General features: G+C 59.2%; 23 protein-coding genes. 7 read left to right on the top strand and 16 right to left on the bottom strand.

Features of this window, described 5'->3' with window-relative positions; all coding sequences use genetic code 11:
- Complete coding sequence (locus tag ACZ5SR_RS08660; protein ID WP_464448357.1) at window positions 1-2,376, bottom strand: Tex family protein; 2,376 nt, start codon at window positions 2,374-2,376, stop codon at window positions 1-3.
- A gap of 217 nt (window positions 2,377-2,593) precedes the next feature.
- Here ACZ5SR_RS08660 and ACZ5SR_RS08655 point away from each other — a divergent pair, with 217 nt between their 5' ends.
- A complete protein-coding gene (locus tag ACZ5SR_RS08655) occupies window positions 2,594-2,986 on the top strand; it encodes a hypothetical protein (protein ID WP_464448356.1) in 393 nt (130 codons plus the stop codon).
- A gap of 35 nt (window positions 2,987-3,021) precedes the next feature.
- Here the strand turns inward: ACZ5SR_RS08655 and ACZ5SR_RS08650 are convergent, their stop codons facing one another.
- From ACZ5SR_RS08650 to ACZ5SR_RS08585, 14 genes are all read right to left on the bottom strand, one after another.
- Window positions 3,022-3,927 carry an SDR family oxidoreductase gene (locus ACZ5SR_RS08650; protein ID WP_464448355.1) on the bottom strand — a complete coding sequence of 302 codons (906 nt, stop codon included), beginning with the start codon at window positions 3,925-3,927 and terminating at the stop codon, window positions 3,022-3,024.
- Window positions 3,924-4,859: a glutathione S-transferase family protein gene (locus ACZ5SR_RS08645; RefSeq protein WP_464448354.1), complete on the bottom strand. Its 936-nt coding sequence runs from the start codon at window positions 4,857-4,859 to the stop codon at window positions 3,924-3,926. Before ACZ5SR_RS08645 ends, ACZ5SR_RS08650 begins: the two co-directional genes overlap by 4 nt.
- An 11-nt stretch (window positions 4,860-4,870) precedes the next feature.
- Window positions 4,871-5,887 (bottom strand): NADP-dependent oxidoreductase, encoded by a 1,017-nt coding sequence (locus ACZ5SR_RS08640; protein WP_464448353.1) that lies wholly within the window; start codon window positions 5,885-5,887, stop codon window positions 4,871-4,873.
- 26 nt (window positions 5,888-5,913) lie between these two features.
- On the bottom strand, window positions 5,914-6,336 hold the full coding sequence (locus tag ACZ5SR_RS08635) for a PaaI family thioesterase (RefSeq protein ID WP_464448352.1): 423 nt from the start codon (window positions 6,334-6,336) through the stop codon (window positions 5,914-5,916).
- 17 nt (window positions 6,337-6,353) lie between these two features.
- Complete coding sequence (locus ACZ5SR_RS08630) at window positions 6,354-7,145, bottom strand: SDR family oxidoreductase (RefSeq protein ID WP_464448351.1); 792 nt, start codon at window positions 7,143-7,145, stop codon at window positions 6,354-6,356.
- 23 nt (window positions 7,146-7,168) lie between these two features.
- On the bottom strand, window positions 7,169-7,474 hold the full coding sequence (locus ACZ5SR_RS08625) for a Dabb family protein (protein WP_464448350.1): 306 nt from the start codon (window positions 7,472-7,474) through the stop codon (window positions 7,169-7,171).
- On the bottom strand, window positions 7,474-9,315 hold the full coding sequence (locus ACZ5SR_RS08620; protein ID WP_464448349.1) for an acyl-CoA dehydrogenase: 1,842 nt from the start codon (window positions 9,313-9,315) through the stop codon (window positions 7,474-7,476). Before ACZ5SR_RS08620 ends, ACZ5SR_RS08625 begins: the two co-directional genes overlap by 1 nt.
- A gap of 162 nt (window positions 9,316-9,477) precedes the next feature.
- The gene (locus tag ACZ5SR_RS08615; RefSeq protein WP_464448348.1) at window positions 9,478-10,653 is read right to left on the bottom strand and encodes an acetyl-CoA C-acyltransferase; all 1,176 of its coding nucleotides are present in this window, start codon (window positions 10,651-10,653) and stop codon (window positions 9,478-9,480) included.
- Between the two features lie 59 nt (window positions 10,654-10,712).
- Entirely contained in the window at window positions 10,713-12,824 is a 2,112-nt protein-coding gene (locus ACZ5SR_RS08610) for a 3-hydroxyacyl-CoA dehydrogenase NAD-binding domain-containing protein (RefSeq protein WP_464448347.1), read from the bottom strand.
- Window positions 12,825-12,986: 162 nt separating this feature from the next.
- Complete coding sequence (locus ACZ5SR_RS08605) at window positions 12,987-13,682, bottom strand: ABC transporter ATP-binding protein (protein WP_464448346.1); 696 nt, start codon at window positions 13,680-13,682, stop codon at window positions 12,987-12,989.
- Window positions 13,682-14,452 carry an ABC transporter ATP-binding protein gene (locus ACZ5SR_RS08600; protein ID WP_464448345.1) on the bottom strand — a complete coding sequence of 257 codons (771 nt, stop codon included), beginning with the start codon at window positions 14,450-14,452 and terminating at the stop codon, window positions 13,682-13,684. Before ACZ5SR_RS08600 ends, ACZ5SR_RS08605 begins: the two co-directional genes overlap by 1 nt.
- A complete protein-coding gene (locus ACZ5SR_RS08595) occupies window positions 14,449-15,741 on the bottom strand; it encodes a branched-chain amino acid ABC transporter permease (RefSeq protein ID WP_464448344.1) in 1,293 nt (430 codons plus the stop codon). The genes ACZ5SR_RS08600 and ACZ5SR_RS08595 overlap by 4 nt, the downstream gene beginning before the upstream one ends.
- Window positions 15,742-15,745: 4 nt before the next feature.
- Window positions 15,746-16,780 (bottom strand): branched-chain amino acid ABC transporter permease, encoded by a 1,035-nt coding sequence (locus ACZ5SR_RS08590; RefSeq protein WP_464448343.1) that lies wholly within the window; start codon window positions 16,778-16,780, stop codon window positions 15,746-15,748.
- A gap of 198 nt (window positions 16,781-16,978) precedes the next feature.
- The gene (locus tag ACZ5SR_RS08585; protein ID WP_464448342.1) at window positions 16,979-18,211 is read right to left on the bottom strand and encodes a branched-chain amino acid ABC transporter substrate-binding protein; all 1,233 of its coding nucleotides are present in this window, start codon (window positions 18,209-18,211) and stop codon (window positions 16,979-16,981) included.
- Window positions 18,212-18,345: 134 nt separating this feature from the next.
- Between ACZ5SR_RS08585 and ACZ5SR_RS08580 the strand changes: the two genes are divergently transcribed.
- Window positions 18,346-19,383, top strand: coding sequence for an IS630 family transposase (locus ACZ5SR_RS08580; RefSeq protein ID WP_464451001.1), 1,038 nt, complete (start codon window positions 18,346-18,348; stop codon window positions 19,381-19,383).
- Window positions 19,384-19,466: 83 nt separating this feature from the next.
- On the opposite strand, the gene ACZ5SR_RS08575 is transcribed toward ACZ5SR_RS08580, so the two are convergent.
- Window positions 19,467-21,095 (bottom strand): 3-(methylthio)propionyl-CoA ligase, encoded by a 1,629-nt coding sequence (locus ACZ5SR_RS08575; protein ID WP_464448341.1) that lies wholly within the window; start codon window positions 21,093-21,095, stop codon window positions 19,467-19,469.
- Between the two features lie 121 nt (window positions 21,096-21,216).
- On the opposite strand from ACZ5SR_RS08575, the gene ACZ5SR_RS08570 reads away from it, so the two are divergent.
- The 5 genes from ACZ5SR_RS08570 (at window position 21,217) to ACZ5SR_RS08550 (ending at window position 24,879) form a co-directional block, all read left to right on the top strand.
- Window positions 21,217-22,764, top strand: coding sequence for a protein adenylyltransferase SelO (locus ACZ5SR_RS08570; protein WP_464448340.1), 1,548 nt, complete (start codon window positions 21,217-21,219; stop codon window positions 22,762-22,764).
- Window positions 22,761-23,168 (top strand): peptide-methionine (R)-S-oxide reductase MsrB, encoded by a 408-nt coding sequence (gene msrB, locus ACZ5SR_RS08565; RefSeq protein ID WP_464448339.1) that lies wholly within the window; start codon window positions 22,761-22,763, stop codon window positions 23,166-23,168. Before ACZ5SR_RS08570 ends, msrB begins: the two co-directional genes overlap by 4 nt.
- A 43-nt stretch (window positions 23,169-23,211) precedes the next feature.
- The gene (locus ACZ5SR_RS08560; protein WP_464448338.1) at window positions 23,212-23,754 is read left to right on the top strand and encodes a septation protein A; all 543 of its coding nucleotides are present in this window, start codon (window positions 23,212-23,214) and stop codon (window positions 23,752-23,754) included.
- Complete coding sequence (locus ACZ5SR_RS08555; RefSeq protein ID WP_464448337.1) at window positions 23,751-24,023, top strand: BolA family protein; 273 nt, start codon at window positions 23,751-23,753, stop codon at window positions 24,021-24,023. The genes ACZ5SR_RS08560 and ACZ5SR_RS08555 overlap by 4 nt, the downstream gene beginning before the upstream one ends.
- Before the next feature lie 82 nt (window positions 24,024-24,105).
- Window positions 24,106-24,879 carry a peptidylprolyl isomerase gene (locus ACZ5SR_RS08550; protein WP_396429127.1) on the top strand — a complete coding sequence of 258 codons (774 nt, stop codon included), beginning with the start codon at window positions 24,106-24,108 and terminating at the stop codon, window positions 24,877-24,879.
- Window positions 24,880-25,314 lie beyond the last annotated feature (435 nt).

Raw genomic sequence — 25,314 nt, 5'->3', positions numbered from 1 at the left:
TTACTTTTTGAGGCCTTGCAGTTTGGCAAAAGCGCTGGCCATGGCTGAGCCCGTGGCAGGTGGGGAGGTGTAGCCCCCACCCGATCCAGCTCCACGTTGGCGGTTGTCTCGCCCTGCCCCTTCAAACTTGTTGTCTCTGGGACCATCGCGGCGGGCGGGCGCAGCGTCCAACTTCATGGTCAGGCTGATGCGCTTGCGGGCCACATCGACTTCGAGCACTTTGACCTTGACGATGTCGCCGGTTTTGACCACTTCACGCGCGTCGGTGACGAATTTGTTGGCCAGTTGGCTCACATGCACCAAACCGTCCTGGTGCACCCCCAAATCGACAAACGCGCCGAACTGGGCCACGTTGCTGACAGTGCCTTCCAAGGTCATGCCTTCTTTCAGGTCTTTGATGTCTTCCACGCCGTCGGCCAGGCGGGCCACTTTGAAGTCGGGGCGCGGGTCGCGGCCGGGTTTTTCCAGCTCACCCAAGATGTCTTGGATGGTGATCGCGCCGAACTTGTCATTGGCAAACAACTCGGGGCGCAGGGTTTTGAGCACATCGCTGCGGCCCATGATTTCCTGAATGGGCTTGGCGGTTTTGACGATGATCTGTTCGACCACCGGGTAGGTTTCGGGGTGCACGCCGGTCATGTCGAGCGGGTTGTCTCCGCCACGGATGCGCAAAAATCCCGCGCTTTGCTCGAAGGTTTTGGCCCCGAGGCCCGTGACTTTGAGCAAATCTTGACGCGTCTTGAACACGCCGTTCGCATCGCGCCAACGCACCACTGCCTTGGCCACGCTGCCCGACAAACCCGACACGCGGGTGAGCAGCGGCACGCTGGCGGTGTTCAGGTCCACGCCCACCGAGTTCACGCAATCCTCCACCACCGCGTCCAGGGTTTTGGCCAGCTCGCTTTGGTTCACGTCGTGCTGGTATTGCCCCACACCAATGGCTTTGGGGTCGATCTTGACCAACTCCGACAACGGGTCTTGCAGGCGGCGCGCAATCGAGGCCGCACCGCGCAAACTCACGTCCACATCGGGCATTTCTTGGCTGGCAAACTCGCTGGCCGAGTAAACCGAAGCACCCGCCTCGCTGACCACGACCTTCGTGATTTCCACCCCATCGCGAATACCTTCTCGCAATCGGGCCAGTTGTTTGATCAGGTCGCCCGCCAGTTTGTCGGTCTCGCGGCTGGCTGTGCCGTTGCCAATCGCGATCAGATTCACGTTGTGCTTTTCGCACAGCTTGGCGAGGGTGAAGAGCGAGCCCTCCCAGTCTTTGCGCGGCTCGTGCGGGTAAACCGTGGCCGTGTCCACCAGCTTGCCGGTGGCGTCCACCACGGCCACTTTCACGCCGGTGCGGATGCCCGGGTCCAAGCCCATGACCACACGGGGGCCTGCGGGTGCGGCCAGCAGCAGGTCGCGCAGGTTGTCGCTGAAGACCTTGATGGCGACTTTTTCAGCGTCTTCGCGCAGGCGGGTGAACAGGTCGCGCTCGGTCGACAGGCTGAGCTTGACGCGCCAGGTCCAGGCCACGCATTTGCGGATCAGGTCATCCGAGGGGCGGGCCGCATGGCTCCAGCCCAGGTGCATGGCGATCTTGCCTTCGGCGATGCTGGGTTTGCCGGGTTCGGGCTCCACAGGCAGCACCAGTTTGGCGTCCAGCATTTCCAAAGCACGGCCACGGAACACGGCCAAAGCGCGGTGAGAAGGCACGCGGCCAATCGGCTCATCGTAGTCAAAGTAATCGCGGAACTTGGAAACGTCAGCATTGTTCTCGTCCTTGCCGTCGGCCAGTTTGCTTTTAAAGAGGCCTTCGTTCCACAGCCATTCGCGCAGCGCCTGCACAAGTGACGCGTCTTCGGCCCAGCGCTCGCTCAGTAAATCACGCACGCCGTCCAACACGGCCGCGGTGGTCGTGAAGTCGGCGCCTTCAATGGCACCCGCAACCAGCACAAAGGCTTGTGCTTCGGCGTGCGGGTCGAGTGTGGGGTCTGCAAACAGTTTGTCGGCCAGGGGCTCCAGCCCGGCTTCGCGGGCAATCATGCCCTTGGTGCGGCGCTTGGGCTTGAAGGGCAAATACAAGTCTTCCAGCTCTTGCTTGGTGGGCGCGGCGTCGATGGCGGCCAGCAACTCGGGCGTCATCTTGCCCTGCTCGGTGATGCTTTTGATCACGGCAGCACGGCGGTCTTCCAACTCGCGCAAGTAGCCCAAACGCGACTCCAACTCGCGCAGCTGAATGTCGTCCAGCCCATCGGTCACTTCTTTGCGGTAGCGGGCGATGAAGGGAACGGTGGCACCACCGTCCAGCAATTCCACGGCGGTTTTGACCTGCTCAGGGCGGATACGGATTTCAGCGGCCAGTTGGGCCAGGATTTTTTGCATGTCTCAGGTCACATCCAGAGGGGAAAGCGGGCAAGTTTGCCACAAGCCATCTGTGATCCTGGCGCGTGGTCAAGCCAAACCGGCAATTCTCAGTTTAAGTGTTAAATAATCTTAAAAAATGTTATTTATCAAATAATTTCTCAAATCTATTGACCACAAACCATCAAAACTGTAAACTTAATTCAAATTGATAAAACAATCAATACAGGGGGCGGTGATGAATTTCTTGTTTGAAAACCAAAGGGGCACGCTCAAGCGCTGGTTCGGTCTGGCTTGTGTCGGTTCAGCCCTGTTGATCTTGACGGGTTGTCAGACGATGGGGGGTGGAGTGATCCCCGCGTCAGAGTTTGACAAATTCACGCCCAAGACCGCGGACAAACGGATCATGAAAGAAGTCAATTTGCGCTGGGAAGTCCGTGAAGATGTGGCTCAGTACTGTGCCAAATCGATCGGCATGGGCCGCGAACAGGCTTACATTACCCCTCCAGTGGCCTGCGCGGTCTGGCATGTGGCCACCAAAGAGTGCGTGATCATCACGGGCAAACAAACCTCCCATGTCGCTTTAGGCCACGAGGTTCGCCACTGTTTTGAAGGCCACTTCCACAAATAAGTCCCGGTCGCCCATGGCGCCGGGCAGGAACGCACTCAAATTGAGCGCAAGGCTTTTCGCAAACTTTCACCCACATCGGGTCGCGCCGCAAATGGGTCTGGTGGGTTGATGCCCTGAACAATGGCTTCCATCCGACTTTGCACATTGCCCAGTGCCTGTGGATGGCTATAGATGTAAAACTGTCCGCTCGCCACGGCATCAAAAACCTTGTTGGCCACATCAGCGGCGGAGACCTTGCCACTGCTGACAGCTTTATCACTTTGCGCCTGACCGATCAATTGGCTGGCGGTCGGCTGCGTAGGGGCCAAGTCTGCCGGACGGTTGCGGTGACTCTGGCTGATGCCCGTGGGCACAAAGTAAGGGCAAAGCACACTGGCGCTGACCTGGTCTGACACCAGTTGCAAGTCTTGGTAAAGCGTTTCGGTCAGCGAGACCACGGCGTGCTTGCTCACGTTGTAAATGCCCATATTGGGCGGTGTGAGCAAACCGGCCATGCTGGCCGTGTTGACGATGTGACCTTGATAAGCCGGATCGGCCTTGGCGGCTTCGAGCATCATGGGGGTGAACAGGCGCACGCCGTGCACCACGCCCCACAGGTTGACGCCCAGCACCCATTCCCAGTCGGCCACCGAGTTTTCCCAAACCAAGCCCCCTGCCCCCACGCCCGCGTTGTTGAACACAAAGTGCGGTGCGCCAAAACGTGCTTTGACGTCGGCAGCCAGTTGCTCCATGGCCTGCGCATTCGACACATCCACCTTTCGGGCCAAGACCTGAGCGCCTTTGGCGGTCATTTCGGCTTCGGCTTTGTCCAGGGCATCTTGCTGCACGTCCACCAACACCAGGTTCATGCCCAGTTTGGCGCCAATGCGGGCGCATTCCAAGCCGAAGCCTGAACCAGCTCCAGTCAAGACAGCGGTTTTGCCTTTGAAGTTGTCAATCATGGGGAAACCTTTTTGAGAGTGAACCCGACACGCGGGAAATGAACATGCACAGTGCCCGCACGGTCATCGGTGCGGCGCAGCGTATAGCGGGTTGGAGTGGCCGCGATCAGCTCGCCATCGGTCGGCTCCAGGCCAAAGTTGTCGGCCGCAATGACCACCTGGGTGCCCAGGGCGATGCCGTGCTCGTCTTGAAAGAACTCGCCCTTCACAACCGCAGGCGTTGAACTGCGGGCGGTTTGCAAGGCTTCTTCGCCATTGCACTGACCTGGTGAGCCATGGCCGATGGCTTTCATGCGGGCCATCCAGGTTTTGACTTCGGGTGTGGCGTCCAGAATGCCCGCGAGGGCTGGTGTGCGCTCTTGCGTGAACCACAGCGGGTGATAGACCGCGAAATCGGCCACACAAGGCTGATCCCCGAACAGGAAGTTTGGCCCGTGCAGCATGTTGTTGACGCGCTGCAGGTACGTCTTGAAGGTGCCGGTCGCGTCGGAAGACGCCATGCGAGCGGCGCCGCCGCGCATGGCGGTGCGATCGGCCACAAAGGCTTGTACGCCCTCGGCGGGCGCGCCTGCAAAGACTTGTGCCACGCCAGCAGGCTGGAAGTTGTAGGCCATAGCGGCCGTGAACAAGGCGCTGTCGGCCCACTGCGCCACGATGCGGGCTGCGCCTTGCACGGCCTCGGGGTAGATCGTGGGCGTGGGTACCAGTTGCTCCAGCACATCACTGATCAAGGCGGTGTCGCAGTAAATGTCCGCGCCGATCTGCAGCACCGGCGTTTTGCGGTATCCGCCCGTGAGCGCGGTCAAGTCGGGCTTGGGCATGATCATCGGAATGTACACGCTCTTCCAAGACAGTTGCTTGTGGCCCAGGATCAGCCGGACCTTTTCTGCAAAAGGGGACGTCGGGTAATGGTGCAGGATCAGATCGGACATGGGGCCTGGCCTCAGACCAGCTTGACCAGCTGCTTGCCGAAGTTCTTGCCTTTGAGCAAACCAAGGAAGGCCTCAGGCGCAGCAGCCAGGCCTTGGGCCACGGATTCGCGGGGACGCAGTTTGCCCGTGCCCACCAAGGTGCCAAGTTCTTGCAGGGCTTCGGGCCAAACTTCCATGTGCTCGCTGACGATGAAGCCTTCGATCTTCATGCGGTTAACCAGAAGCAAAGCTGGGTTGGCCATGGGCAGCGGCGCGCCGTCGTAGCCGGCGATCATGCCGCACACCGCGATGCGGGCAAAAGCGTTGGTGCGCAGCATCACCGCATCCAAAACCATGCCCCCCACGTTTTCAAAGTGGCCATCGATGCCGTTGGGGCAAGCTTCGCGCAGTGCTTTGGACAGGCTGATGTAGTCCTTGTGTTCTTTGTAGTCGATGCAGGCGTCAAAGCCCAGCTCCTTGACCACGTAGTCGCACTTGTCTTTGCCGCCGGCAATGCCGACCACGCGGCAGCCGCGTGCTTTGGCCAATGCGCCGTAGGCGCTGCCCACGGCACCACTGGCGGCGCTCACGGTCACCGTTTCGCCTGCTTTGGGGTTGATGATCTTGACCAGGCCATACCAAGCGGTCACGCCGGGCATGCCCACTGCGCCCAGGTAGTGCGACAGCGGCACATGGGTGGTGTCGACTTTGCGCAGTGCGCCCAAGACATTGGCATCGACCACGCTGTACTCTTGCCAGCCGCCCATGCCGACCACTTGGTCACCGGCCTTGAATTTGGGGTGGCGGCTGTCCACCACCTCGCCCACGGTGCCGCCGATCATGACTTCACCCAAAGGCTGGGGCACGGCGTAGCTCTTGCTCTCGTTCATGCGGCCACGCATATAGGGATCCAGGCTGAGGTAATGGTGGCAAACCAGCACTTCACCGTCTTTCAGATCGGGCAATGGCAACTCAACCATTTTGAAGTTGTTGACTGTGGCCTCTCCTTGAGGGCGGTTGTCCAGAACGATGCGGTGGTTGATGGGCATGTGTGTCTCCAGTGAATTTGAAAAAGTTAATCGGTGGAAGGTGAAGGTGTGTCTCGGCGGCTGACGTATTTGAAGGTGCCCGTCGCGTGGGCGCACAGCTGGCCTTGGGCATCGAACACGCTGCCCTCTGTGAAGGCCATGCTGCGGGTGCGGTGTTTCAGGTGTCCTTTGCCCACCAACGCTTGTCCCGCGGGGACTTTGGCGGGCCGCATGAAGGTGGTCTTCATTTCGATGGTGACCACGCCCATTTCCTGATCGACGCTGCGCGCGGCCGTGGCCATGATCACATCCAAAAATGTCATGACCGCACCGCCGTGCGTGACATCGAATGAATTGAAGTGTTCGGGGCGGGGCACAAAATGGAGTTCGGATTCGCCGCCTTCAAATTTCTCCAGGGAGAAACCCAAATGGTCAACGAAGGGGATCTTGGCGCCGAAAGGGATGCTCATGCTGTGAGGCTTTCTGATCAGCCGCCAATGATGGCGCTGACGCCACCGTCGACCGCCATCCACTGGCCTGTGATGTGCTTGCCCGCATCAGACGCATACAACAGCGCCAAGCCCTTGAGGTCTTCGTCATCGCCCAGGCGGCGCAAGGGCGCACCTTGGGCCATCTTGTCAGCGCCGAGTTTTTCCAACAGGCCATAGGTCATCTTGCTGGGGAAAAAGCCGGGGCAAATCGCGTTAACCGTGATGCCGTGTTCACCCCACTCACCGGCCAGTGCACGGGTGAAGTTGATCACGGCACCTTTGGAGGTGTTGTAGGCGATGGTTTTCATCTCGGAGGGGTTTCCTGCCAGACCGGCGATGGAGGCCACATTCAGGATGCGGCCCTTGCCACGCGGGATCATGCTCAGCTTGGCCACTTCTTGCGACAAGATGAAATAGCCTCGGACGTTGAGGTTCATCACCTTGTCCCAAGCCTCGACCGGATGGTCCTCGGCAGGAGCACCCCAGGTGGCCCCGGCGTTGTTGACCAGAATATCAATCGACCCCATGCGCTCCATGGTTTCAAACGCCAAACGGCGGATGTCTTCTTCCTTGCCGCAGTCGGCCGCGATCCAGCGGGCGTCAATGCCTGCGGCTTGCAGCTCGGCAGCGGCAGCTTCGAGGTCGGCCGCTTTGCGCGAGCTGAGCATGATCTTGGCCCCTGCTTCGCCCAGCGCGTGGGCCATTTGCAAGCCCAGGCCGCGGGAGCCACCGGTGACCAGGGCCACTTGGCCGGTCAAGTCAAAAAGTTGTTGAACAGTGCGTGCCATAGGGTGCTCCTCTTGTGTGGGTCTTATTCGACGTTGAAATCCATGCAGCGGCGCTCTTGCACAACCGCTTTCATGAAGGGTTTGATGGCCACATGTTGCGGGTGATTTTGGTAAGCCGCTAGCACCTGCGCGTCATCGAGCAACATGTGGAGCACCAAATCGTTGGTGCAGTCCATGCCGGGCGTCGCGGTGGCGACTTCAAAGGCACGAATGCCGGGGACGACTTGAGCGCATGACAGCAACAAAGTCTTGGCTTTTTCCAGATTGGTGGCTTTGTCCGCACCCTCGGCCTGCTCGTGCAGGTTCCACATCACGATGTGGCGGATCATCAGAAAGCCTCCTCGGGCAAGTCGGCACAAGTCGGGTCGCGGCTGCTCACCACATTCAGCCAAGCGCCGATCTTGGGCAGTTCATAACGGAAGAAGTAACGGCAGGCGGCGCGGCGGCCCTGGGCGGCAGGCGCATCGTTGCCCTCCAAGCTGGCTGCGACATCCAGCCAGATCCAGGCGATCACCGTGTGGCCAAAGGCCTGCAAATACGGCACCGCATTGGCCAGCGCCTGAGCAGGTTCCGCGCCGGCCCAAGCTTGTTGGGTGGCTTGGCCCACTTGTTTCAAGGCGTCACGCAAAGCAGCGGCTTCAGGGCTCCAACTGGCTTCAGCCTGAGCGGCTGTAGCCAGCATGCGCTCGGCCAGCAGTTGCAGGCCCCGACCGTTTTCCATCAGCACCTTGCGGCCCAGCAGGTCCATGGCTTGGATGCCGTGTGTACCCTCGTGGATCATGTTCAGGCGGTTGTCGCGCCAATACTGCTCCACCGGAAAGTCGCGGGTGTAGCCGTAGCCGCCATGGATTTGAATGGCCAGGCTGTTGGCCTCCAGGCACCATTCGCTCGGGAAACTTTTGGCAATCGGCGTGAGCACTTCCAGCAGCAAGCGCGAAACGTCGGCGTCGTCCGTCGTGCCCGTGTGTTGCTCGTCCACCAAGCGGGCGCAATACAGGGCGAGTGCCAGGGCACCTTCAGAATAGGATTTTTGAGCCAAGAGCATGCGCTTGACGTCGGCGTGTTCCATGATGCGCACCTGAGGTCGGCTGGCGTCTTTGCCCCCTGCCCCGCTGGGTCGGCCTTGTGGGCGGTTTTTAGCGTAGTCCAGGCTGGCGTAATAACCGGCCATGCCCAACATGGTGGCGGCCATGCCCACGCCGATGCGGGCTTCGTTCATCATGTGGAACATGCAGCGCAGGCCTTCGCCGGGCTTGCCAACGAGGTAGCCCACGGCGCCGCTTCCGGCGCCGTCCAAGCCCCCGCCTGAATCACCTCGCACTGGGTACTTGCCCTCGCCAAAGTTCAGCAGCGTGTTGGTGGTGCCGCGCCAGCCGCATTTGTGGTTCAGGCCCGCCAACGCCACGTCGTTGCGCTCACCGGTGAGTTGACCATTGGTGTCCACCAGCTTCTTGGGCACGATGAACAGTGAAATGCCCTTGACGCCTGGCACCAACTGGCCATTCGCATCAGGGATTTTGGCCAACACCAGATGGATGATGTTCTCGGAGAGTTCGTGCTCGCCCGAGGAAATCCACATCTTGTTGCCCTTGAGCCGGTAACGCGCGCCCAAAGCCTCGGATTCAAAGTCAGCGCCATCGGGTGTGGCACGGGTGGTCACATCGCTGAGCGACGAGCCCGCTTGCGGCTCGCTCAGGCACATGGTGCCTGAAAAGCGTCCACTGAATTCGTTGGCGGCAAACACCTGCTTTTGCAAATTGGTGCCGTGCACCATCAGCAAATTGGCGTTGCCGCTGGTCAGCATGCCCGAACCGATGCTCACCGAGGCCATGGCAAAAAACGCATTCGCCGCCGCTTCCACGGTGTAGGGCAATTGCATACCGCCAAACTCGTAATCTTGCGCGGCGCTGAGCATGCCCGACTCGGCATAGGCCTTGTAGGCGTCATGCGTGGCCTGCGGCAAGATGACTTTTTCGCCGTCGAAATGTGGCTCTTGCGTGTCCACCAAGCGGTTGAACGGCGCGTATTTTTCACGAGCAATGCGCTCGCAGGTGTCGAGCACCGCGTCAAAAGTCTCGCGCGAGTGGTCGGCAAAGCGCTCGCGGCTTTGAAGACCTTCGACCTTCAACCAGTCGTGCAGTAAAAAATCAACGGTGGGGCGCAGACTCATGGCAGCGGGCTTTCATCAGGTCAATCCTTGTGGGAGCGAGCCACTGCTCGCGAATTTTTCGGCCGCAGGGGCGACATCCCACATGAAAAAAAAGGCAGAGGTCATCATGCCCTCTGCCCCGATTCGCATCAGCCATCTGAGCGACAGCCAACGGAAAGTTGTTTACAACACTTCAAAAATGCCGCAAGCGCCCATGCCGCCGCCAATACACATGGTCACCGCCACGCGCTTGGCACCACGGCGTTTGCCTTCAATCAAGGCGTGGCCCGTCAGACGCTGGCCCGACACGCCGTAGGGGTGACCCACTGCGATGGCGCCGCCGTTGACGTTCAAGCGGTCGGCCGGGATGCCCAGCTTGTCGCGGCAGTACAGCACCTGCACGGCAAACGCTTCGTTCAGTTCCCACAAGTCGATGTCGTTGACCGTGAGGCCCAAACGCGCCAGCGCCTTGGGCACGGCGTACACGGGGCCAATGCCCATTTCGTCAGGCTCGCAACCGGCCACGGCAAAACCAAGGAAACGGCCCAGAGGCTTCAAACCGCGTTGCTCGGCCAGTTTTTCATCCATCAGCACACAAGCGCCTGCGCCATCCGAGAACTGGCTGGCGTTGCCGGCGGTGACCAAGCCACCGGGCAAAGCCGAGCGCAAACCGCTGATGGCTTCAACGGTGGTGCCTTCGCGCAGGCCTTCGTCCACGCTCACGGTCACTTGCTTGGTGGTCATGCCCATGACCTTGTCGGCCACACCTTGGGTCACGGTGATGGGGGCGATTTCGTCGTTGAACAAACCAGCAGCTTGCGCAGCGCAGGCCTTTTGCTGGCTGGCCGCACCGTAAGCGTCCATCACATCGCGGCCGATCTTGTAGCGTTTGGCCACTTGTTCGGCGGTTTGCAGCATGTTCCAGTAGATCTCGGGCTTCATCTTGGCCAACGCCAAGTCTTGCAGCATGTGGGTGTTCATTTCTTGCTGGACGCAAGAGATGCTTTCCACACCGCCAGCCACATACACCTGGCCTTCGCCCGCGATGATGCGCTGCGCAGCCAAAGCGATGGTCTGCAGGCCCGACGAGCAAAAACGGTTCACGGTCATGCCGGACACCGAGATGGGCAAACCAGCTTTGAGCGCGATTTGGCGAGCGATGTTCGCGCCGGTGGCGCCTTCGGGTGTGGCACAGCCCATGATCACGTCTTCAACTTCGGCAGCGTCAATGCCTGCGCGGGCCACGGCGTGTTGCACCGCGTGGCCACCCAGGGTGGCCCCGTGGGTCATGTTGAAGGCGCCCTTCCAGCTCTTGGCCAGAGGGGTGCGGGCGGTAGATACGATGACAGCATTCGTCATGTTGGTCCTTTCAAGTGGGGGACAGCGCTTGCGGTCTGTCCCGCCAAAAATTTAAAAAATCAGTTGAATGTCTTGCCTTCGGCCACCAGACGCTGCAACAGCGGTGCGGGTTGCCAGAATTGCGCGTCGTCGAGCGGGTTCTTGGCAAAGCGCTTCATGGCTTCGGCCACATTGAACAAGCCCACGGTGTCGGCATACAGCATGGGGCCACCGCGCCAGAACGGGAAACCGTAACCGGTGATGTAGACCATGTCGATGTCGCTGGCCTTGCTGGCAATGCCCTCTTCCAGGATGTGGCAAGCCTCGTTGACCAAGGAATACACCAAGCGCTGTACGATTTCATCGTCAGAAATCTTGCGGGCTGTGATGCCTTGGGCTGCGCGGTGCTTTTCGATCATCTCGACCACCACGGGGCTGGGGATCGCGTCGCGTTTGCCAGCCTGGTAGTCGTACCAGCCTGCGCCGGTTTTTTGACCATAGCGGCCCATTTCACACAACAAGTCAGCGGTCTTGCTGTACTTCATGTTGGGCTTTTCCTGGTAGCGGCGTTTGCGGATCGCCCAGCCGATGTCGTTGCCCGCCAGGTCACCCATGCGGAACGGGCCCATGGCAAAGCCGAATTTCTCAACAGCCTTGTCCACTTGCGCGGGGGTGCAGCCTTCTTCGATCAAAAAGCCGGCTTGGCGGCTGTATTGCTCGATCATGCGGTTGCCGATGAAACCATCGCACACACCCGAAACCACCGAGGTTTTCTTGATCTTTTTGCCAATGGCCATGACGGTGGCCATGACGTCTTTGGCAGTTTGCGCACCGCGCACCACTTCCAAGAGCTTCATCACGTTGGCAGGGCTGAAGAAGTGCATGCCCACCACGTCTTGAGGGCGCTTGGTGAACGAGGCAATCTTGTTGACGTCCAGAGTCGATGTGTTGGAGGCCAAGATCGCACCGGGCTTCATCACTTCGTCGAGCTTCTTGAAGACAGCTTCTTTCACGCCCATTTCTTCAAACACGGCTTCGATGACCAAGTCGGCTTGGCCGATGTCGTCGTAGCTGAGTGTGGTACTCAGCAAAGCCATGCGCTGCTCGTATTTGTCTTGCTTGAGCTTGCCTTTTTTGACTTGGGCTTCGTAGTTTTTGCGGATGGTGGCCACGCCACGGTCCAGCGCGTCTTGCTTCATCTCCAGCATCTTGACCGGGATGCCCGCGTTCAGGAAGTTCATCGAGATACCGCCGCCCATGGTGCCTGCACCAATCACGGCCACGCTCTGGATGTTGCGCTGGGGAGTGTCGCTGGGCACGTCGGCGATCTTGCTGGCAGCACGGTCGGCCATGAAGATGTGGCGCAGTGAACGGCTTTCCGGGGTGAACATGAGGTTGGTGAAAATCTCACGCTCGAACACCATGCCATCGTCGAACTTTTTCTTGGTGGCCGCTTCAACGGCGTCCACGCACTTGAGTGGCGCAGGCAGATTTTTGGCCATGCCTTTGACCATGTTGCGCGCAAACTGGAAATAAGCATCACCTTGGGGGTGCTTGCAAGGCAGGTTTTTGACCAGGGGCAAAGGTGCACCGTCGGCGTGCGCAGCGGCCACTTTGCGGGCCAGCGCCAGGGCTTCTTCGGGCAGGCTGTCGGTGGACTGGGCCATGGCATCAAACAGCTTTTGACCGGGCAACATGGCGAGCATCTCGCTCTTGATGGCTTCGCCGCTGACGATCATGTTGAGCGCAGGCTCCACACCGATCACGCGGGGCAGGCGCTGCGTGCCGCCTGCGCCAGGGATCAAGCCCAGCTTGACTTCGGGCAAGGCAATCGATGTGCCAGGCGCTGCAATGCGGTAATGGCAACCCAGAGCCAACTCCAAACCACCGCCCATCGCGACCGAGTGAATGGCGGCGACCACGGGTTTGGAGGAGTTTTCGCAAGCACGGATCACGCTCAGCAAATTGGGCTCTTGCACGGCCTTGGGCGAGCCAAATTCGCGGATGTCGGCACCTCCCGAGAAAGCTTTGCCACCGCCCGTGATGACCACGGACTTGACAGCCGCATCGTTGTTGGCTTTTTCCAAACCATCGGTGATGCCGATGCGGGTGGACAGACCCAAACCGTTGACCGGCGGGTTCATCAGCGTGATGACCGCGACATCACCGTGGACTTTGTATTCAGCTGTCATGCTGGACTTCCTTTGCGTGAAAAATTAAAAAAGAACGACCGTTCGTTTTTTGGCATTGTAGACATAAAAAAACCCGATACAGCAAAAAAATTGTCGCAACAGGGACGGGTCAGCGAAGGGGTGATCAGAAAGGCTCGGGGCGGGCACAACCCCTAACGCCGGTCAGACTTCCAACCATTCCTTGCGGATGTAGCTGTTGGCCCGCAGCTCGTCGGGCGTGCCCTGGAAAACAATGGAGCCATGCCCCATGACCAAGGCCCGGTCGGAGATGCTCATGGCAATGGTGAGTTTTTGCTCGATCAGCAAAACCGAGACACCGCGCGCCTTGAGACTTTGAAGGTACTGCCCCACAAGCTCGACGATTTTGGGGGCCAAGCCCTCCGTAGGCTCGTCGATGATGATGAGGTCGGGATCGCCCATCAAGGTGCGGCACAGCGTGAGCATTTGTTGCTCACCGCCCGAGAGCACGCCGGCTTCGGTGTGCTCGCGCTCTTTGAGGCGCGGGAACATGGCGAACATGTCGTCAAAGGACCAGCGACCGTTTTGCCCGCTGCGTTTTTGGCCCAGTTGCAGGTTTTGGCTCACCGTCAGCTTGGGGAAGATCTCGCGGTTTTCAGGCACATAGCCCACGCCCAGGTGGGCAATTTCATAAGCTTTTTTGCCCTGGATGGGCTGGCCTTTCCAGTCAATGCGCCCCTCGCACTCGACCAGACCCATGATGGCCTTGGCGGTGGTGGAACGGCCCGAGCCGTTGCGCCCGAGCAGGGCCACGATCTCGCCCTGCCCCACTTCGAAATTGACACCATGCAGCACATGGCTCTTGCCGTAATAAGCGTGAAGGTTGTCGATTTGCAGCATCAGTGGCCTCCTGCTTGGCTGTCTGCGACTGGAGAGCCCAGATAAGCCTCCTGCACTTTGGCATTGGCCCGCACCGCCTCCGGGGTGTCGAAGGCGATGACTTCGCCATAAACGACCACCGCGATCTTGTCGGCCAAGCCAAACACCACGCCCATGTCGTGCTCCACCGTGAGCAGGGTTTTTCCTACGGTGACATCTTTGATGAGTTGGATGAATCGCGAGGTCTCGCTCTTGCTCATGCCGGCTGTAGGTTCATCCAGCAAGATCACATCAGAGCCACCCGCGATGGTCACGCCGATTTCCAGCGCCCGCTGCTCGGCATACGTCAGGTTAACTGCCAGCACATCGCGCTTTTTGTCCAGATGGATCATGTCCAGCAACTCATCGGTGCGTTCGTTGGCATCTTTCAGGCCCGACAGGAACTTCCAGAAACTGTACTTGTAACCCAGGCTCCAGAGCACCGCGCAGCGCAGGTTCTCGAACACGCTCAACTTGGGAAAGATGTTGGTGATCTGGAAGCTGCGCGACAGCCCCATGCGGTTGATTTCATAAGGCGTCTTGTTCTGGATGGCTTGACCACCCAGCAAAATCTCGCCACTGGTAGGGCCAAAGCGGCCGCTGATCAGGTTAAAAAGCGTGGACTTCCCCGCACCATTGGGGCCGATCACGGCCACGCGCTCACCGGCCTTCACGGCCAAGTTCACACCCCGAATGATTTCAGTCTTGCCGAAATTCTTGCGCACGTCCTGGAGTTCAAGGGCGTAACTCATAAAGCAGTTTCCCTTCGCTTGATTTCTTTTTCAATGTCGGTCTGGATTTCACCCCAGTCCCGGGCAAATTGCCTGCGGGCCAGCTCGAACAGGCCCAAGCCCGTGAGCATGACAAAAGCCGAGCCGAACCAACTGTCTAAGCTCTTGGCGTTGAGCGTGGCCCCCATGAATTTGACGGTGTCACCCAAGGCCGAATTGAGCTGCAAGTGGTAGACCATCTCGATCATGGCACCCGCCCCCGCCAGCATCACCATGGCTGTGAGGCCCAGGCCCAGGTAGCTGGTCCAGATCTGGCGCAATTTGCCAAACTTGGCCACCCGCAGGTTCATCATGATCAGGCTGGCAATACCACCCGGGGCATACATGACCATGAACAAGAAGACCAGACCCAAGTACAACAACCAAGCCTTGGTCAGCTCAGACAGCAGCACAAAGGCGATGATCATCAAAATCGCACCGATGATGGGACCAAAGAAGAAGGTGGCACCGCCCAAAAAGGTGAAGAGCAAATAGGCACCCGAGCGCCCAGCTCCAACCACCTCGGCCGTCACGATCTCAAAATTGAGTGCGCCCAAGCCGCCTGCGATGCCCGCAAAAAAGCCCGAGATGATGAATGCCATGTAGCGCACACGCTGCGTGTTGTAACCGATGAATTCGACACGCTCAGGGTTGTCTCGCACAGCATTCAAAATCCGGCCCAACGGTGTTTGGGTGAAGGCGTACATGAGCGCCACGCACACAAAGGTGTAGGCTGCGATCAGGTAATACACTTGGATTTGCGGGCCGTAGTTGATGCCAAAAAAGGGCTGCCCTGCCACCCTGTTGCCCGACACACCCGCCTCGCCCCCGAAGAATTCCGAGAACATGAGCGACATGGCGAACACCAACTCGGCCACGCCCAAGGTGATCATGGCGAAGGTGGTGCCCGATTTGCGGGTGGTGACCCAGCCCAGCAAGATGGCAAAGCCCATGCCGGTCAAGCCGCCCACAATGGGCAGCAAACTGACCGGGATGTTGAGCTTGCCCGCGCTCACCGAGTTGAGCGCGTGAATCGCCATGTACGAGCCCAGGCCCGTATAGACCGCGTGGCCAAAGCTGAGCATGCCGCCTTGCCCCAGCAGCATGTTGTAGGACAGGCAAGCGATGATGGCAATGCCCATTTGGGCCAGCATGGTGGTCGACAAGTTGCTGGTGAACACCAAGGGTGAAGCCACCAAAACCAGTGCGAACAGGCTCCAGATGACCCAGCGGCCAACGTTGTAGGGTTTGAATTTGTATACAGCAGCCATGGCTTTAAGTCTCGCGGGTACCCAACAGACCCTTGGGCCGGAAGATCAGGATCAGCACCAAAAACAGATAGGGCAAGATGGGCGCGACCTGTGACAGCGTGAGCTTGGCAAAAGAGTTTTCCTGCGTTGCGGCCGACAAGGCCCAACCCATGTCCTTGGCCAGCGTCAAGAAGGAGTAGTCAATGGCCACAGCAAAGGTCTGGATCACACCAATCAGGATGGACGCCAAAAAGGCGCCTGAAAGCGAACCCATACCGCCCACCACGACCACCACGAAGATGACCGAGCCCACGGTGGCCGCCATGGCAGGTTCCGTCACGAAGGTGCTGCCGCCAATCACGCCCGCCAAACCGGCCAAGCCTGTGCCCGCGCCAAACACCAGCATGAACACACGCGGCACGTTGTGGCCGAGCGACTCCACCATTTCGGGGTGGGTCAACGCAGCCTGAATGACCAGGCCAATGCGGGTGCGCGTGAGCAAGAGCCACAAGGACACCAGCATGAGCAGTGCCACCAGCATCATGAAGCCGCGTGTGGCCGGAAACGGCGAACACACCACGCGCACAGCGGCATCGGCCGCACTGCACATCTCGGCAGGCGCGGCGCCCCAGACCATGCTCAGGCCGTTGGCGGAGTGGTTGATCAGCGTGAAGGCTGAGCTGCGCAAAATCTCGGGCGGTGGAAACTCGACCGCCGTGCGGCCCCACACCAGCTGCACCAACTCCAGCACCACATACGACAGGCCAAAGGTGACCAGCAATTCAGGCACGTGGCCAAAGGGGTGAACTTTGCGCAGCGTCAGCCGCTCAAACAAAGCACCACAGGCCCCAACCAAAAGGGGGGCAATGACCAGCGCAGGCCAAAAGCCGACCCACTGCGAGATGGTGTAACCAAAATAAGCACCCACCATGTAAAAGCTGGCGTGTGCGAAGTTGAGCACGCCCATCATGCTGAAAATCAGCGTCAGCCCGGAGCTGAGCATGAACAGCAACAGCCCGTAACTGAGGCCGTTGAGCATGGAGATGATGAAAAACTCCATCACGAACTTTCCAGACCCTGCAAGGTCTAACTGCGTTACCGAAAGTGGGTTGGCCCACGGCCAACCCGGTCTCAATGGGGCCTGACAGCCCAAAAAAAAGCCCGATGAACCCTCAGGGGATCGGGCCTTGGCCCATCCGCCAAACCCTGGGCAACCCGGGCGGGTCACTCAGCGGTATGTGGCGGCAGGGGCAGCGCCTCAGCCAGGTCGCTTCATCTGGCAGCTGGTGGGCGTGCTGGAGACGTAAGACGGAAATTCCTTGACGGGGGCCAAGGTCATGCCGGTGTTTTCAGGGCTGTAGGGGTATTTTTTGTCGGCTTTTTGCCAAACGGTCATCCACAAGGGTTGCTGCAGCTGGTGGTCTGCTTTGCGGATTTCCACTTCACCGTGGTAGCTCTTGAACTTCAGGCCCGACATGGCGGCAGCCACTTTGACCGGGTCGGTCGACTTGGCTTTGGCCATGGCCTCACCCAAGGCGCTGTAAATGGAGACCACTGAGCCGGTATAGAAGTCATCGTTGAACTTCTGCTTGAACTCGGCCATCCACTTGCCCATGTCGCCGCCCATGTTGTAGTGGTTGTAAGAGATCTGGAACACGCGACCAGCACCGCCCTGACCCAGTGCGGTCGGTGTGCCGGTGACACCGGTGTAGTACGTGTAGAACTTGCCGGTGTAGCCGCCTTCGTTGGCCGCCTTGACCAGCAAGGCCAAGTCAGAACCCCAGTTGCCGGTGATCACGGTGTCGGCACCCGAAGCCTTGATCTTGGCAATGTAGGGCGAGAAGTCACGTACCTGGGCCAGTGGGTGCAGGTCTTCACCCACGATTTGGACGTCGGTGCGCTTGCGGGCCAGGTTTTCCTTGGCAAACTTGGCGACCTGGTGACCGTGTGAATAGTTCTGGTTGAACAGGTAGACCTTCTTGATGTCCTTGTCGTCCTTCATGAACGTGGTCATGGCCTCGATCTTCATCGAGGTATCAGCATCAAAGCGGAAGTGCCAGTAGCTGCACTTGCTGTTGGTGAAATCTGGGTCCACAGCGGAGTGGTTCAGGAAAATGATTTCTTTGCCAGGGTTGCGCTCGTTGTGCTTGTTCACGGCTTCGATCAGCGCACCGGCCACAGAGGAACCGTTGCCTTGAGTGATGTAGCGCACACCTTGGTCCATGGCGGCCTTGAGCGCGTTCAAGCTCTCTGCAGGGCTCAATTTGTTGTCAATGCCAATCACTTCGAACTTGACGCCCGCTGGGTTGGTCTTGCTGAACTTCTCGGCAAAAAACTGGAAGCTCTTGAGCTGGTTGCTGCCCACTGGGGCCATCAGGCCTGACAAAGGATCGATCCATGCGATTTTGACGGTTTCGCCCTTTTGCGCATAAGCGCCCAGGGAGCAAGCAGCCAAAGCGGCTGCGGCGATCAAACGGTGGGTGGTTTTCATTCAAGGTCTCCTGCGTTGTGAATCTGAACGATGTCAGCGTAACCGTTGCTGACACAAATGCGCTCGGGGTTTGCACCTATAGATACGGCCCACAAATAGGTTGATTTCTCGCCTGTTTCATGCGATCATTGCGCATGGATAAAGACGATGCGAGAAAACTAAGTTCTGCCGAGCAACATGAGAGGCGTCGGCAGGTGATTCGTGCTTACAAGCGTGGACGAACCAAGGCGCAGATCGCCGCTGACGTTGGCTTGAGCCACACGGCGGTGGGTCGAGTGATTTCGCGCTATGAGGCCGGAGGTCTTGCCGCGCTGGCGCCGCGCACACGCGGGCGACGCAGCGGCGAGAATCGTGCTCTGACAGACCAGCAGGCACAGGCCATCCGTCGGATCATCTGTGACCAACGCCCCGAACAGCTGAAGATGGATTTTGCGCTGTGGAGCCGCTCGGCGGTGATGCAGCTGATCGAGCGCGAGTGCGGCATCACGTTGCATGTGCGCTCGGTGGGCAAGTACCTAGCCCGCTGGGGCTTCACGCCGCAAAAGCCGATTAAGCGCGCCTATGAGCAATCACCGGCGGCGGTAAAGACTTGGCTTGACGAGACCTATCCGGCCATCGCCGAGCGCGCCAAGGCCCAGGGCGGCGAGATTCATTGGGGCGACGAAACCGCACTGGTAAACACCGACGTGCGCGGCAGAAGTTACGCGCCCCGAGGCAAGACGCCGGTGACAATGGCCATTGGCGGCACCCGGCACAAGCTCTCCATGATTGCCAGCGTCACCAACCAGGGCAAGGCGCGCTGGATGATCATTGATGAGGCGTTCAATTCGGACAAGCTGATCGAGTTTTTAGAGGCGCTTATTAAGGATGCGGGCAAGAAAGTATTCCTGATTCTGGACAACCTGCGCGTGCATCACAGCAAACCCGTGAAGGCCTGGCTGGCTGAGCGCAGCGACAAGATTGAGGTGTTTTATTTGCCCAGCTACAGCCCGGAACTGAACCCCGAGGAACGATTGAACGCCGATCTGAAGCACGTCATCGGTCGCAAGGTGCCCATACGTACCAAGCCAAAACTACGCGCCGCCGTCGAGGATCACATGCGCATCGTTGTAGCCGAACCGCAGCGCGTAAAAGCCTATTTCCAAGACCCCCATGTCAAGTATGCTGCATGAATCTATTTGAGGGCCGAATCAATAATGCTTATCACCCGCGCGACTTGCCCGAACGATTTGTCACCGTGCGGATTTGACAAACATCAAAGACCTGGCAACACGTAGTCGGCCAATTGCTCGCGCAGCTTGGTCTTGAGCATCTTGCCGGTGCCGCCCAATGGAATGGCATCAACAAAGACCACATCGTCTGGAATCTGCCACTTGGCGGTCTTGCCTTCATAAAAAGCAATCAACGCTTCGCGGCTGACTTCAGCGCCGGGTTTTTTGACCACACACACAATCGGCCGCTCGTCCCACTTGGGGTGACGCATGCCAATGCAAGCGGCCATGGCCACGGCCGGGTGCGCCATGGCGATGTTTTCCACATCGATGGAGCTGATCCACTCGCCGCCGGACTTGATCACATCCTTGCTGCGGTCGGTGATTTGCATGAAGCCGTCGGCGTCGATGGTGGCCACGTCGCCCGTTGGGAACCAGCCGTCCACCAAAGGGTTGCCGCCTTCTTGCTTGTAATAAGAGGCGATCACCCAAGGGCCTTTGACCAGCAGATCACCTGCGGCTTTGCCATCGTGTGGCAAGGTTTGGCCTTGCGCGTCCACGATCTTCATGTCGATGCCAAAGATGCAGCGACCTTGCTTCAAGCGCAGTTTCATCTGCTGCTCGGCAGGCAGGCTCAGGTGCTTGTTTTTCAGAGTGCAGACCGTGCCCAGAGGGCTGAGCTCGGTCATGCCCCAAGCATGCAGCACGTCCACGTTGTAGCTTTGGCGGAAGGCGTCGATCATGGCGGGCGGGCAAGCCGAGCCGCCAATCACGGTGCGGTTGAGGGTGCTGAACTTCAGGCCTGCGGGGGCCATGTGGCCCAACAGCATTTGCCACACAGTGGGCACGCCCGCGGCGAAGGTCACGCCTTCCGATTCAATCAACTCGTAAACTGATTTGCCGTCCAGCGCCGGGCCGGGGAACACCAGTTTGGCGCCAGCCATGGCCGCGCTGTAGGGGATGCCCCAAGCGTTGACGTGGAACATGGGCACCACGGGCAAGATCGAATCCCGTGCCGAAATGCACATCGAGTCGGGCAATGCAGCCGCATAGGCGTGCAGCACGGTGGAGCGATGGCTGTACAAAGCGCCCTTGGGGTTGCCCGTGGTGCCGCTGGTGTAGCACAGGCTACAGGCGGTGTTTTCGTCGAGTTGCGGCCAGGTGTAAGTGCTGCTTTGTTGGCCCATCCAAGCTTCGTAACTCACAAGGTTCGGGATGCCGGTGTCTGCCGGCATTTTGTCTGCGTCGCACAAAGCCACATAGTGCGTCACGGTTTGGCAATGCTTGTGCAAGGCCTGCACCAAAGGCAAAAACGTCATGTCAAAACACAACACCTGGTCTTCGGCGTGGTTGGCGATCCAGGCCATCTGCTCCGGGTGCAGGCGCGGGTTGATGGTGTGCAGCACTCGGCCCGAGCCGCTCACGCCAAAGTACAGCTCCAAGTGGCGGTAACCGTTCCAGGCCAAGGTGGCAATCCGTGCGCCCTGCGGCACCTTTTGGGCATCCAAAGCGTTGGCCACTTGTCTCGAGCGGCGGGCCACATCGGCCCAAGCGTAACGGTGGATATCGCCCTCCACGCGGCGCGAGACGATCTCGCTGTCACCGTGGTGCTTTTCAGCAAAGTCGATCAGAGAAGAAATCAGCAATGATTGCTGTTGCATCAATCCCAGCATGGGGCGCTCCTGTCAGGTGGGTGGTTTTCAAGCGATTCATTGTGCACCCGAGTTCGACCAGACACGGACCTAAAACCCGCCAAACAGCGGGTACTTGTCAAGGGCGTGACAATCGGTACCCATGTCATCTGCCCCTTTGGAATCCCCCGCCAGCGTTCCGCACGACGTGCCCGTGCTGGACTGGACGCACCGCCTGACCCAGCTGGGCCCCCGGTTTTTCACCCACTTGCAGCCCACACCTGTGGCCGCGCCGCGCTGGGCTGCCCGCAATGAAGCTTTGCGCGCCGAGTTGGGCTGGCCCAGCGCGCTGTTTGACGACGATCACCTGCAAGCCTTCGCCGGCAATGCGCTCATGGTCGGCTCACAACCCTTGGCCACGGTCTACAGCGGGCACCAATTTGGCCAATGGGCGGGTCAGCTGGGCGACGGCCGCGCCATCTGGCTGGGCGAAGCCGAATCCACCCAAGGCCCCCAAGAAATCCAGCTCAAGGGCGCGGGGCGCACGCCCTATTCGCGCGGCGGCGATGGTCGTGCCGTGCTGCGCTCCAGCATCCGCGAGTATTTGTGCAGCGAAGCCATGTACGGTTTGGGCATTCCCACCACCCGGGCTTTGAGCCTGGTCGCTTCACCTGAGCCTGTACGCCGAGAAACCATGGAGAACGCTGCCGTGGTGGCCCGCGTGGCCCCCAGCTTCTTGCGCTTTGGTCATTTTGAACACTTTTCAGCCCAAGGCGACACCGACAGCCTGCGCGCCCTGGCCGACCATGCCATAGCCCACCACATGCCCGAGTGCCGCGAGCGCGCCGCGCTGTGGCAGGGCAATGTGTACGCGGCGCTGCTGGACGAGGTGCAAGAACGCACCGCCAAACTGTTGGCGCAGTGGCAGGCTGTGGGCTTTTGCCACGGCGTCATGAACACCGACAACATGAGCCTCTTGGGCCTGACGATCGACTACGGCCCTTTCCAGTTCATGGACAGCTTTGACCCCGGTCACATTTGCAACCATTCAGACCATCAGGGCCGTTACGCCTATGGCCGCCAGCCCAATGTGGCGTACTGGAATTTGTACTGCCTGGCCCAGGCCTTGGCCCCGTTGATTGACGACCAAGAGCTGACGCTGCAGGTGCTGGAGGGCTACAAAACCCTGTTCCCCCGCTACCTGGGCGATGCCATGCGCGCTAAGTTAGGCCTGGTCGGCGACTTGGCCCCGGAATCCGAGCGCGAAGCCGACTGGACGCTGGTCGAGGACCTGATGCAGTGCATGGCGGCCGAAAAAGTGGACTTCACGGTGTTCTGGCGGCAACTCAGCCAAGCAGTAGTCAACCAATCAACCGATTCTGCTCTGACAGATGCAGGTTGGAGTGCGGTGACCGATCTGGTGCTGGATCGCCCTCGCCTTCTGACCTGGCTGGCGCGCTACACCGAGCGGGCAGGTCAAAGCCACTTCGCAGCCATGGGCCAGCAGATGCTGCGCACCAACCCGAAGTTCGTGCTGCGCAACCACCTGGCCGAAATCGCCATCCGTCAAGCGCAGGCGGGTGACTTCTCGGAAATAGACACCCTGTACAACTTGCTACAGTCACCCTACAACGAGCATCCGGGCATGCAAGCCTATGCCGACTTGCCGCCCGACTGGGCGGGCCAACTGGAAATCAGCTGTTCATCATGAGCAAAATCGAAAAATCCGCACAAGAGTGGCGCGAGCTGCTGGCCGCAAAAGGCGCAGAACCGGTGGCCTTTGCCGTCACACGCCAAGCCGCCACCGAGCGCCCGTTTACCGGCAAATACGAGGGCCATTGGGCCAGCGGCATTTACCGCTGCATCTGTTGCGACGCCGAATTGTTCAAATCGGACACCAAATTCGACGCCGGCTGCGGCTGGCCCAGTTTCTCGCAAGCCTCAACCGACGGTGCCATTGAAGAGCGCGTGGACACCAGCCACGGCATGCGCCGCGTGGAAACCGTGTGCGCGCAGTGCGGCGCGCACCTGGGCCATGTGTTCGAAGATGGACCTGCCCCCACGGGCTTGCGCTACTGCATGAACTCCGCTTCGTTAGACTTCGAGCCTTCCTGACCCCACACGACTTCACTTTTGGTGCAGCCTGCGCACCCATTTCATGAAATTCATCCTCGACTTTTTCCCCATCCTGCTGTTTTTTGGCGCGTACAAGATGGGCGACATCTACACCGCCACCGCCGTGCTGATGGGCGCGACCGTGCTGCAAACGGCCATCATTTACAAAATGGACGGCAAGCTGCAGACCATGCACAAGATCACGCTGGTCTTGGTACTGGGCTTTGGTGCCCTGACGCTGGGCTTGCATGACGAGCGCTTCATCAAGTGGAAACCCACCTTGCTGTACTCGGGCCTGGCGATTGCCTTGGCCGTGGCGCACTGGTTGTTGAAGAAAAACTTCCTGCACATGCTGCTGGGCACGCAATTGCAGCTGCCGCACGCCGTTTGGAACCGCTTGAACCTGTCGTGGATGTTGTATTGCCTTTTCATGGCCGCCATCAACGCCTATGTGGCGCACTACTTCAGCACCGAAGACTGGGTCAACTTCAAGCTCTGGGGCTACGTGTTCCCGGTGGTCTTCATTTTGGGACAGGGCCTGTACATCTCGCGCTATTTGCCCAAAGACGAGGACAAACAGCCATGAACCAGACAACTTTGCCCCTGAGCACCCAAATTCATGCCCGCCTGACCGAGCTTTTGCAACCCACCGAACTGCGAGTCATCGACGAAAGCGCTGCGCACGCGGGCCACATGGGTGCCAACGACAGTGGCCAAGGCACCCACATGCGGGTGTGCATTGCCTCACCCAAGTTTGTCGGCATCAGCCGCGTTCAGCGCCACCGCCTTGTGTATGATGCGTTGCAAGATTTCATTGACCAAGGCTTGCACGCCTTGGCGATTGAGCTGATCTGAACCGGGCCGTCACCCTTGGGTGGCAGCCCCTTTTTTTGAACCCTAGCCCCATCTCTGACACCCTGTCTCTTAGGAAAACACGATGAAAAAGCAAATGCTCAGCGCCGCTTTGGTGGCCTTGCTGGCGTCACCCGTTCTGGCGCAAAACTTGGCCGTGGTCAACGGCAAGCCAGTTCCTTCGTCGCGCGTCAAAGCGCTGCAGCAGCAAGTCGAAGCCTCAGGTCGCCCCGTCACGCCTGAAGTGCTGGACCAAATCAAGCAAGAGTTGATTGCCCGTGAGGTCTTCATGCAAGAAGCCAAAAAGCGCGGTCTGGATGCTTCTGATGAGTACAAAACCCAGATCGAATTGGCTCGCCAAACCATTTTGATTCGTCAATTGTTTGCCGACTATCAGAAAAAAAATCCAGTCACTGAAGCAGACATCCAGGCGGAATATGACAAGTTCGTCAAGGAAAACGGCGGCAAGGAGTACCGCGCTCGCCACATCCTGGTGGAAAAGGAAGACGAAGCCAAAGCGCTGATCGCCGAGATCAAAAAAGGTGCCAAGTTTGAAGACCTGGCCAAGAAAGCATCCAAAGACCCAGGCTCCGGTGCCAACGGTGGTGACCTGGATTGGGCCGCAGCGGGCAGCTATGTGCCTGAATTCTCTGGTGCCATGGTCAAACTGGACAAGGGCCAGATGACCGACGCCCCCGTCAAGAGCCAGTTCGGTTTTCACATCATCCGTGTGGATGACGTGCGTGATGCGCAGTTGCCCAAGCTGGAAGAAGTCAAACCCCAGATTTCACAGCAACTGCAACAGCAAAAGCTGAGCACCTACCAAGAAGGCCTGCGTGCCAAGGCCAAGATCCAATGATCTGAATCTGCCTGTATTCAAAAACGCGACTTCGGTCGCGTTTTTTGTTTGCGCGGTGCTCGGATGTGGGGCATTGAGAGGATTCAATTGGCGCCGTTGGGCAAAAGGCTTGGGCGCGGGCTGGGGTTCAGAGGCGCTTCGCTTTGCCACATCACCCCATCCCGCGCCCAAGCCTTTTGTGGGGCGTATCTGGAGGCGCACCCCAAAATGCCGGGCCCTTCAGCCTTCGCATATCTTCGCTGACCAGCAACTGAAGGCAGCACTGAAAATCCCACCTGAACAGGAACCACGAACACCCACGCCCTGAAGTGGTGGGCACTGGCCGGGGCGATGTGGCAAAGCGAAGCGCCTCTGAGCCCCGGCCAGTGCCCGCCAATTCAGGGCTCCCCAAAAGTTACAGGGCCACCCAAGAGTTACAGGGCTCCCGCATGCCTG

The organism is Limnohabitans sp. TEGF002, from assembly GCF_055395845.1.
Note: the sequence above shows the minus strand (reverse complement) of the source record. Positions and strands in the feature narration are given on the sequence as shown.